A 389-nucleotide genomic window follows, 5' to 3' on the forward strand; every position below is an offset into this window, starting at 1 on the left:
TAACAGAAGAAGAACTTTTGCAAGAGGATTTTTCAAGTGAGAATCTAAATGATATAACAAATAAAATTGCTAGCAGTCTTATAGAATTATGGCATAATACAGAATTTGATTATGCTTTTTGTGACAGTGAGGCTGATATTGAATATCAACTATTTGAAATAGAACAAAGTGACAAGCCAATATATTCAATGTTGATATTAAAAAACAACTTGAATCAGCCAACTATTCATTTTAGTTCATGGAGCATAGATGGAATCACACCAAGAGAATAATTTAAAAAATGTATTATAAATTTACTTGTTATGATTGAAATATTAATTAACTTTAGCAGATAGAAAGGAAAGTTGTAAGGATATATTAAACAAGTTTTAACGTGTTGAAATTAATTA

Annotated in this window: 1 protein-coding gene; it reads left to right on the plus strand. The window is 26.2% G+C overall.

Annotated elements, in window-relative coordinates; genetic code table 11:
- On the plus strand, window positions 1–272 hold a 272-nt coding region (locus tag ACW2QF_RS08215), incomplete at its 5' end, for an Imm64 family immunity protein (RefSeq protein WP_455715517.1).
- Window positions 273–389 lie beyond the last annotated feature (117 nt).

The organism is Anaerosporobacter sp., assembly GCF_965301125.1.